Below are 10,491 nucleotides of genomic sequence, written 5' to 3' on the forward strand. Positions count from 1 at the left end.
ACGTTCCACCCACTCACTTCGACCACCGGTTCGGCCGTTTCCTGCGATGCGTATCGCGCGGTCAAAACCATCGACTCACCGGGCCAAAGCGTGACGTCATTGTCATTCCACAGTATGGGCAGCGCAAGGTTGCCGTGCGCACCATGCCTGATCGACACGTGCTGGAACAGCGCCACGGCCTTAGACGATGCCGGCACCGACAACGTGACCGTGGTGATGTCATCGCTTCCCTCGCGCCGTGTCGTTGCGCGGACCTCGCTCGTCGCGGCTGGCAAGGACCGTAGCGAGGTCAAATCTGCATACTGCGTCAGCGGGGTGAGGTACCAGTTCGAATTCGCCCAGTCGAGCACGTCCGCCCGGGTAGATAGCCAGTAGACGTTGCGGCTGACTGGCTTGCCGTCGGAAGAGGCGAGGTCGAGCTCGATGAAGTACGCGGGCGACAGGCCGGCGATGGCCGGCAGTGCTGCCAATGACCGCGTGTGGTTGCCCGCAAGGTCGATGTTCTGCAGGTGCTTCTCGTAGCGCACGCTACCGTCGAGATTGCGCACGCGGATGTTCGCTTGCAGGCCATGAACATCATCCAGCGTGTGGTTCACCAGCACGATACCGTTCGTGTCGTACGAATATTGGATGTGCACCAGCTCGTTGGCTTTCTTGGCGCCGAAGTACGCGCCCGCAGGATTCATGAAGTAGTCGTATAGATGCCAGTGCAACGAGGGCCACGCGTTGTTGAGCATCCAGTAGATCACGCCGGTTGCTGGCTTATCGGCATCCATGTGCGCGTTGAACGCTTCGAACTGTGCGCGGACGTTGTCGTAGTTGTCGAGCTGGGCCTTGGCGACATAATCGGCGAGATTCGTCGGTGCGCCGTAGCGAGCGGCCAGCGCCTTGTCGAATGGCGTCAACACGGCGAATGTCGACCAGTCGGCGGATGCGTGGTATTGCCTAGCCTCCGGGTATTTCCATAGCGCCTCCTGCTCCTGCGGCGACAGCATGCGCCGCACATCTTCCAAGCGCGGAATATCCGCGCCTGCGCTGACTTCCGAATCGAAGCCGAATGCACCGCCCAGCTTGTCGGCATACCAGTACGACGGCGGTATCCAGTCGTAAGGGCCGTCCATCTTCAGACCGGAAGGACCGGCTTCCGCTGTGCCTTTTGCGACAGCCGCCGAGATGATCGGCAACGACCAGTCAGCTGCGCGCAACGTGTCGACATACATCTTCGCGATGGGCGGCGGAGGTGGGTTATCGCTGCCGATCAGGAAGCCGATCACAGATGGATGGTTGCGCAGCAGGCGCGCTTCGCTGGCCATGGAGTCTTCGGCCACTTTCATGTCGGCGGAGGTCCAGGGCGAGCCGCCGGTCTTGGCGGCCGACTCCCATTTGTCGCAGCATTCCCAGCCCGCCAGTATCAGAATGCCGTCGCGGTCGGCGAGGTCGTAGAAACGCTGATTCTCCAACTTGCCTTCGCTGCGGATAGCGTTGAGTCCAAGGTTGAGAACATAGTTGAACTCGGCCTCCATGCGTGCAGGATCGTCGCGCAGGAACATGTCCGGCGCCCAGCCGCCGCCGCGGATCAGCACGGGTTTGCCGTTGATGAAGAACTGGCGATAGCCCTGCTTCGTCAGGTTCGAACTGACGCTGCGTATGCCGAACGTCGCAGTGGCTTTGTCAGACGTTGCACCATCGACTGCAGCGGTCATCTCCAGTTGATACAGCGGATGTTCGCCCATGCCGACGGGCCACCAAATCTTTGGATGATTCAGTGCGAGGCCCGGCGTTGTCGTGGGCGAGAACGAAACGACCTGCGTTTGTCCTGGCGCGAGGTGCACGGTTTGTTGCATTGGTACGCCGGCCACTGTGCCGGTGATCGTCGCATCGTGCGCCACGGTATCGAGGTTCTTCGCATCTACCTTCACGGTGAGTGCGGCGTGCGCGAGATCGGGTAGCGACAGCGTTGAAAGAACCTGTGGGAAGCTCAACTCGACCGGGCCGGTCTGCATGATGTCCACGCCGCGCCACGGTCCCATGTTGTTATCCGGGGGTGTGGGGTTCCAATCCACCCATCCCATGGACAGGCTCTTTCTTGGATCGGCTGGATGCACACGCATGGCGAGAACGTTCGTGCCCGCGTGTATCCAGCGCGTCACGTCGAACCCATGCACGGGATAGGCGCCGGCGACGTCGGCGTGGTCGGCTACCTGATGTCCGTTCACCCACACGTCGGCGCTGGCGATCATGCCGTTCGTACGCAGCAGCGTATGGTGGCCAGATGAGTCCTTCGAGAGCGTGAATTCTGTGCGGTACCACCAAGACGTCACAAAAAGATTGCCGCTGGAATCCGGCACCTGCACCGCGCGCAAATTGTCACTGTAGAACACGTCGTTCTTGTACGTGCCGTTTTCCAACAATCCCGCCATGACGGTTGCTCGGCCACTCACCGGGTACCAGTCCTCGGTGGAGAAGCCCGTCGAGGAAATTTCGGTGCCATCTTGCTGCGCTTTCGCGCTGTCTTGAATCTGCCAATGACCGATGGCGGTGACGGAACCGGCGTCGACGTCTACCTGAGTGGGTGCGTAGGTCGTTTGGGCGTGAGCGGACGACGACGCCAATACGGCTAACGCGGCCATCATCCAAAGTGCGTGCTTGGCTGGAGTTTGCATGGCGTCACTGTTTCTCAAGATAGGTTTCGCGTATTTCAACGGGCGCGAACGGCCAGGACCGATTGAGCTTGGCCCACATCGCAAATACCACGAGGCCAGCGACGATCCATATACCGGAAAGGATCAGCGACAACGTGGAGGCCGACACGTACACGTAGATCCATCCCAGCAGCGCGATCACACATGGCACTGGGTAAAGCCATTGCTTATACGGGCGATCGAGATGGGGCTGACGCTTGCGCAACACGACCAACGCGGCGACCTGCGCGATGGACTGCACGATGATGGTCGCGGCCAGCAGCATGTTGATGACTTCGGTCAGGTCAAAGAACGTACCGATGGCCGTCACCACGCCCATCGTGAGCAACGCTACGTGTGGGAAACCGTGCTTCGCATGCAAGCGTCCGAACACGGATAGAAACACCTTGTCGTGTGCTGCCTGGAACGGCACGCGCGATCCACCCAGCAGGCCGGTGAACACCGAGGCGAACGCAGTCACAATGATGAGCACGGTCATGACGGCGGCCGCCAGATGTCCCCAACTACGCTCTACGACCAGCGAAGCCACCGACTTGGATTGCGCGATTTCCTGCCACGGCGCCACACCAAGTACGCTGATGTTGAGTAGGAGATAGACAAACATCATCGCGATCACCGAGACAATGATGGTGCCGGGCATTGTCCGCCCCGGATTGCGTAACTCGTCGCCGATGTAGGCGGTGGTGTTGTAGCCGAGATAGTCGTAAATGCCGATGATCAGTCCGGCACCAAGCCCCATGAAGAAGTGGCTGCCAAACACGCCGGGCGGGTAGGTAAAAGCGAAGCTCGCATGGAAGTGTGAGAAGCCTGCCGCCGTCACGCCGACGACGGAGACCAGCATGATGATCCACAGCGCGATCGTAATCACGCGAACCGATTCGATGCGACGGTACAGCAGCCACGTAACGATGGCAGTGGCCACCAAGCCGATGACATGCACCGGCCACCAACCCAGGTTAGGAAAGAAGAACTCCAAATACTCCACCATGCCGATGATGCCTGTGGACATCAGCAGGGGAATCGCCAACAGCATCGTCCAGATGAAAAGAAACGGCATCAGTTTGCCGGTGCGGTACTGAAACGCTTCGCGCAGGTAAACATAAGTTCCCCCGGAACCCGGCATGGCCGCACCGAGTTCGGCCCACACCAAGCCATCCGCCATAGCCAGAATCGCGCCGGCAATCCAGCCGATGACCGCCTGCGGACCGCCCATCGCCGCAACCATGATGGGAATGGTGATGAACGGCCCGATGCCGCACATCTGGGTCATATTGATCGCGGTTCCCGAGAACAGGCCGATGGAGCGATGGAAGGCGTTATCGCGAACGTTCAGGGGCGCGTTGGAGTCCTGCATGCTTGCCTAGTCGTGATGGGTTGCGAAGGGGCGCGATGAAGCCGCCCCGGAAAACGATCTTGTTGCCCCGTACCTCATCGTCGCCCCGGTGAAAGCCGGGGCCCAGCGTCTTTAACACATGGAAGCGTAAGGCACTGGATCCCGGCATTCGCCGGGATGACGAGTAGGACGGGATTATTCGAGATTCTCAGAAGGCGCTCCGACTACCACTGACCACGTACGCCCAACATGAACATGCGCTCGGAGAACGTCGAGTGCGCAGGCTGGTCGGGCCACACGAGGTAGTAACGCTGGTACTCGTTGGTGAGGTTGGTGCCGTCCAGGAACACTTCGGCGTATTTGCTGAACTTGTACGAGATCGACGCATCGAGATACTTCTGCGGCGCTTCGTACATCTCCATCCCCGTGATGCCACCCACACTATCCATCACCGCTCGCTTCGAACGATAGTTGTACGCGAGGCGGGCTTGGAAGCGATCATCCTGATACCACAGGATGAAGTTGCCCGATTCGGTGGAGTTATCCTGGAATGGAATCTTGTTGCCAGCCAAATCCTTTTCGCCCGAATTGCTTGGTGCGTACGTGGCGTTCAACTCCATACCGGTCTTGGACAGGAAGCTTGGCAGGAAGGTGAAGCCTTGGCGGTAATCGAACTCCGCGCCCTGAATGCTGTTGCCGGTGCCCTGAACGGGTTCGGTGATCACGATGCAATGATCGCGAACCACGCCGTCCTCATCGGGCAGGGTGCAGTTGGTTACGCTGCCGTTCTTGATGAAGCTTTCCACGTTGATGCGGAACAGCGCGAGGCTGAGCATGCTGGTGGGGTTGATGTAGTACTCCAGCGATGCACCATAGTTGGTGGAGCGCCACGGATTGAGGTTCGGGTTGCCGGTCGATGTGCCATCGGCGACGCGGAAGATCGGTCCCTGCGGCGTCTCTGCCAGCGAATAGTTCAACTGCAGGCCGCCGCCCCATGCGCTGAGGTCCAGCGGCATCATGTTCTTCGAAGCGGCCAATCGAAACTTCAGGTTATCGAAGATATCCAGCGAGAAGTTGACTGACGGCAACACGTCTTGATAACTGCGCTTGGTGACAGCCGTGCCTGTTTCGACAGGTTCGTCGCCGTACGCACCAGGGGCGCCACTCAAAAACTGAGTGACATTTAGATTGGTGTGAATCATGCGAACGCCAACGTTGCCGCTGTACGGCATATCGCCGATGGTGCCATCGAAATCGCCTTGCAAATAGCCCGTCAACTCCTTCAGCTGCACATCCCAGCTCGTTCCCGGCTCAGCGACTTCGGTGGTATCGGGGTAGAGCGATTTCCAATACGAAATGGGATTGACCATCGCGTTAGGATTGACCGCCCAGAAATTGATGCCCGAGCCAAGCAGATTGGTGTACTCCTTGAAGTTGCTCGACAGCGGTGTAGCCGTATTGGGCATCGATATCGCCGACAGCGGTCCAGCGCGGAAGTAACCCTCTGAGTTGCTCGCGGTACACGAGCCGCTATTCAACACCACATCGGCACCCACATAACGCACCAGGCATCCGTTCGGATCGCTGGCACCGATGCCTGCATAGACGGGTGTTTCCAGCGTCCAACCATAATTGTCGGCGTTGCGAATGCTGTTTCGTATGCCGAATTCGAGCTTGAAACCGTCCTGGAAATCGTATTTTCCGTCGAAGCGCAACGCGTTCAACGCCACTTGGCGGTCATAGTCGCCGGACGATTCCAGTGTCTTCATCGTCCACGCGTTGGGGTTGGCGAAATCGGCCGCCAACGATGGTGGCATGTTGACGGTGATGTAACGTCCCTCGAAGTTCGCGATGATCGGTACCGTGTTCTGCGGAATGCCATTTGCGTTGAACACGCGGTCACCACCCAGCTGTGCCGGGTAGACGAACGTACCGGGCGGCACATTCGCGCCGGGCATCAACACGTTAGGCCACAGTGCACCGTCGGAGTCGGAAACATTGATGTCGGTTTCTACATTCGACTGGAACGCGGTGTCGCGGATACCACGTACGCTCGCGGTGAAAGGGCCGCCATCGTCGTAATCCAGCTGAAGATTGAAATTCTTCGCGTTGGAGCTTTTCTGGATGATCTGCGAGTACGACTCCACGTCGCCGGGCCATTTCTCATACACCTGCGTGGTGTAGATCTGCGAGCCCTGCCAGCCCGGCTCGGGTGTGCCATAGGAGCCCAGAGCAGGGCTTCCGGTATTGCGCGATTGCACCGGCACGTACGTTGCACCTTGCCAGTTGGTGGAGTTGAACTGAATGCCGTCATTCAGATCGTACTCGCGTTGTTGCGAGTAGAAGTAGTCGCTGGTCAGACTCAAGCCGTTACCGAGATCCATCTGGAACGAGGCATTGCCGGACTTGCGTTTGCGTTGCGTCGTAATGTCGTTGATGTTGATGTCCTGGCTGCCCATGAAGACGCCGTTGGACTTGCCGTCGCCATTGACGTCCACACTGCCGTCGGCGTTTTGAACGATCTTCGATGGAATGGGCGCGCCGTTCCACGGCGTCAGGAAGCCGTTGTAGCCACCTGCGCTGGCGGCGTTCTCGCCATTGAGCACTACGCCGTATTGATCGAGACCTTCCGACGAGTTAAAGCGCGTGGTGTTGGAGAAGTCGGCAGCGATCAGCAAACCCCAGCGGCCGCTATCGTTGTACGAAACCAGTCCGTTGGCCTCAGGCCCTAAATGATTGGTCGTGGAGCCGCGCTCTGCATCGGTTGAATAGCTGTACGTAAATCCGCTGGGAAGATCCCATGGGCGATAGGTATGCAGGTCGACGGCGCCGCTGATACCGGCGTCGGTTTCGTTGGCGGTCGAGGACTTCACCACGTCGACGCCGTGAAACAGCGTGGACGGCAACATGGTGAAGTCGGGCTGCTGCGAGTCGATCTGATCGGCCGTGATGAACACTTCGCCGTTCAACATGGTGCCGACCTCAGGCAGGCCGCGTACGTCCACCGACGTACCAACGCCAGCGTCGCGATTGATCTGCACGCCAGTGACGCGTTGCAAGGAGTCGGTGATCGTGGTGTCGGGCAGCGCGCCGATGTTTTCCGCCGTGATGCTGTCCTGAATGTTTGGAGCATCACGTTTCAGATCGATGGCGTGCTCCTGCGACGCGCGTACGCCCGAAACAGATACGGTCGACAGCGTGGTTGCATTTTTTTTCGCCGCGTCATCCGCTTTCTTGGCGTCGTCTTTCTTGGTGTTAGGCCCCGGCGGAGCAGGGGCCGGCGCGGTTTGCGCCGTGGTGTTGGCCTGCGTGGTTTGGCCGTCCGTCTGGACATAGGCGAATGTCGACGCTGCACTCGTCGTCGACACGACAGCGAACAGCGACACAGTGACGGCAAATGACAATGGATGCTTGCGAAGTACGGTGGACATGGGCTTTTAACCTCGTTGATGTTGCCTGTCGATCCTCGGGTGCTTCGTGGTATTCCAAAACGCGTGTAGCCCGGCGGTGCCTGCGGGTTCGCACGCCGTCGTGATGCAATGTCTCGATGTCCCCGACTTTGGCTTCCCAAGCCAAAGCCATTTCACTTGGTGCTACTACACGGGACCCCCGTCCCGCTTACCGCTTATTTCGAAAACGCCATCCGCGCCAACGCCCACTGGCCATCGCGTGGATCGCCAGTAACGAAGACGCACACGTTGCGAACGCCGGCCCCCGCCGGCGTGGCAACGTTTGCCTCAAGCTGCATCTGGCCTTTTGCCTGCATCGCGCGCTCCAGCGGCAAGCTGGCAATCAGCGGCCCGGTGCAGGAATCGGCATGAATCTCGAACTCGCCAGCTGCGCTTGTCTTGTGGCGCACTACCGCATTCGCAGCTTCGTCGCCGAAGCGCCATGTCACGTGCTCGACAGTCATCTGGACGTGCTTGATGCCATCCAATGGCGCCTGCGGCCACAGCCAGCACGCATTACCGATATCTACCGAGTAAACCGGCCTCGGTCCCTGCGCCGATCTGCTGCCGTCAAGGCGTGAGCTCGGCTGGTTGGAGCACGTTGCAAGCGCGCTACTTTCGCGGCTCAGCAACGTTGTTTCATCCAACACCTGCACGCGTGGTGCTGCGAGTTCGAAACCGTCTGGTGCAAACGTTGCAGCACGCAAGATCGCGTTGATCGGTAGCGTGAGTGACCGCCCGTACGGCGTGGATTGGTTGGTTGGCTCGGAGCCATCCGTCGTGTAACGAATCGTCCCGAATGCCACCTGGTTGGACAGCTCGATCTGGAACGCACCGTGCGCCGCTGCAGTCACATGGAAGACGGGAGCGAACGCACTGTCGGCATAGTCGATGCCGAGCGCACGGTAACGCGCCAGTTCGGCCGGCATGCGTTGCAGAAAGCCATTCCAGTCGTGCGCGCTCGGCGGTGACCAACCAAGTTCCGACATCGCTGCGATGCGCGGGAATACCGCATGCTGGTCGTGCGCAAAGGTAGGCATCTGCTCGGTCCACAGACCACCTTGCACACCGATGATGCGCTGGGCTTCGATCGCGCTCGCACCATTGGGGATAACGACCGTGTCGTAGGCTTGCCGCAACGTCGCTGCGGGCGGCGGCCCCGCCCATTCGTCGGGTAGGTCGGACTGATAGTGGTCGAAGTACAGCGATTCTTGCGGTGTCATGACCACGTCGTGGCCTTGCTTGATGGCAGCGAGCGCCACGCGTTCGTTGTCGTTACCGTGCCACGACATCACCACTTCCGATGCCGGAAGCGTCGCGCCGGCAACCAGCTCGTCATCCCAGCCAACCGGCGTGCGACCGTGCTGGATAAGATGCGCGGCGACCTGATTGGTGAACCAGCTCTGCAGCTGATCCATGTTCGAAAGGCCCAGCTTGTGCATCTGCGCGCGCACTTCCGGCGATGCGTTCCACTGCTGCTTGTCCGCCTCGTCGCCGCCAATGGAGATGTATCGCGAGGGGAAAAGCTGCATCACCTCATCGAGCACGTCGTCGACAAATTGCAAGGTCTTTTCATCGGGCTTGAGCAACCACGGGCTGACGCCCCATTCGGTCCACACCGACGGGCGCTTGCCAGTGACGCCTAGCGACGGATACGCGGCGATGGCTGCCTGCGAATGTCCGGGAAGATCGATTTCCGGTACCACATCCACATAGCGCTCGGCGGCGTAACGCACGATGTCGCGCGCGTCGGCTTCGGTATAAAACCCGCAGTAGGGTAGGTCGGTAGAACCGGTCAGTTCGCTGTCGAGGCCAACTGCCTTGCGACATGCACCTACTTTCGTGAGCTCGGGATACTTGGGAATCTCCAAACGCCAACCTTGGTCTTCGGTCACGTGCCAGAGCAACACGTTCAACTTGTTGAGCGACATCCAGTCGATCAGCTTCTTGATGTCTGCGACGCTTTGATAGTGCCGCCCGGAATCGAGCAACAGTGCGCGCCACGCGAAACGTGGGTGATCGTCGATGACACCATCGGCAACTTCGACGGGCGCGCCATGAGCCCATCCGGGTGGCGTCAGCAACTGCCACAGAGTGACGCTGCCGTAAAACGCGCCACGGGGCGTGCGTGCCGTGACGAGGATGCCGTCGTTGTTCACGGTGATGCGATAGCCCGCATCGTCCGTGATATCAGCGTTCGGGTTCACCTCGAAGGTGATCGCAGGACGCGCGGCGCTCGTCGTCGCCATGCGCAAGTTCAATCCGTTGGTATCGGCCACACGTTGTGCGAATCGCTGTGCTATCGACTGCAATTGTTGCCGTTCCACGCCGCGCACCGAGACGACCGCGCCATCCGCGATTTCGACAGCGCCCGATCCGGCTGGGCTGACCTTTGCCGGCTGCGGCAGCAACGACCAAGTGGGAACAGCAGGCGCTGCATCGACAGCGCCCGTGATCGCGAAGCACGCGATGGTCACGCATCGGAAAAATGTTGCTGTCGCGATGCGGCTCATGCGCCCACACCACCTGCTACGGCATGCCGTAGCGCTCCCGACATGCCATGCCTCAGGTACCACTGCGCAGCGCCCTGCACACCGTGGTGGCCATGCTCCGTTACCCATACTGGCACTTGCGACAGCAACGCACGCGCGCTGCGTCCGTGCAGAAATCGCTGCTCGAAAGCGCTGCGCTTAAGCAGCTCGAAGATGGAAGACAGAAAGCCGCCGGCGAGATACACGCCGCCTGTCGCCATGAAGGCCATCGCGAGATTGCCGACGAAGCTTCCAAGCGAAGCACATAAAATATCCACAGCTTCGACGGCTTGCGCATCGCTGCAGGCAACGGCTGCCTTCGTGACGGCTTCAGGCGTCGCCAGCTTGGGCGTTACCCCATGCAGCGCACACAGGGTTGCGTAGAGGGTCAGCAGGCCGGGGCCCGACACGATGTGTTCAAACGCCACGTAACCGCCATTCGGCGCGAGATGCGCGAGAACCTCGCGCTCGCGAAC

At 59.9% G+C, this 10,491-nt stretch carries 5 protein-coding genes; all 5 read right to left on the reverse strand.

The window, feature by feature from the left end:
• Window positions 1–2,663, reverse strand: a 2,663-nt coding sequence (locus VK725_RS09105; RefSeq protein WP_325317743.1) for a glycoside hydrolase family 2 protein, incomplete at its 3' end; no start/stop codon positions are given.
• A gap of 4 nt (window positions 2,664–2,667) precedes the next feature.
• Entirely contained in the window at window positions 2,668–4,056 is a 1,389-nt protein-coding gene (locus VK725_RS09110) for an APC family permease (protein WP_325317744.1), read from the reverse strand.
• A gap of 203 nt (window positions 4,057–4,259) precedes the next feature.
• Complete coding sequence (locus VK725_RS09115) at window positions 4,260–7,466, reverse strand: TonB-dependent receptor (protein WP_325317745.1); 3,207 nt, start codon at window positions 7,464–7,466, stop codon at window positions 4,260–4,262.
• A 194-nt stretch (window positions 7,467–7,660) separates the two neighbouring features.
• Entirely contained in the window at window positions 7,661–9,997 is a 2,337-nt protein-coding gene (locus tag VK725_RS09120; protein ID WP_325317746.1) for a beta-N-acetylhexosaminidase, read from the reverse strand.
• On the reverse strand, window positions 9,994–10,491 hold a 498-nt coding region (locus VK725_RS09125; RefSeq protein WP_325317747.1), incomplete at its 5' end, for a glucokinase. The genes VK725_RS09125 and VK725_RS09120, both read right to left, overlap by 4 nt.

Origin of the sequence: Dyella sp. (genome assembly GCF_035486915.1) — a bacterium.
In the GTDB taxonomy this organism is placed as follows: Bacteria; Pseudomonadota; Gammaproteobacteria; order Xanthomonadales; family Rhodanobacteraceae; genus Dyella_B.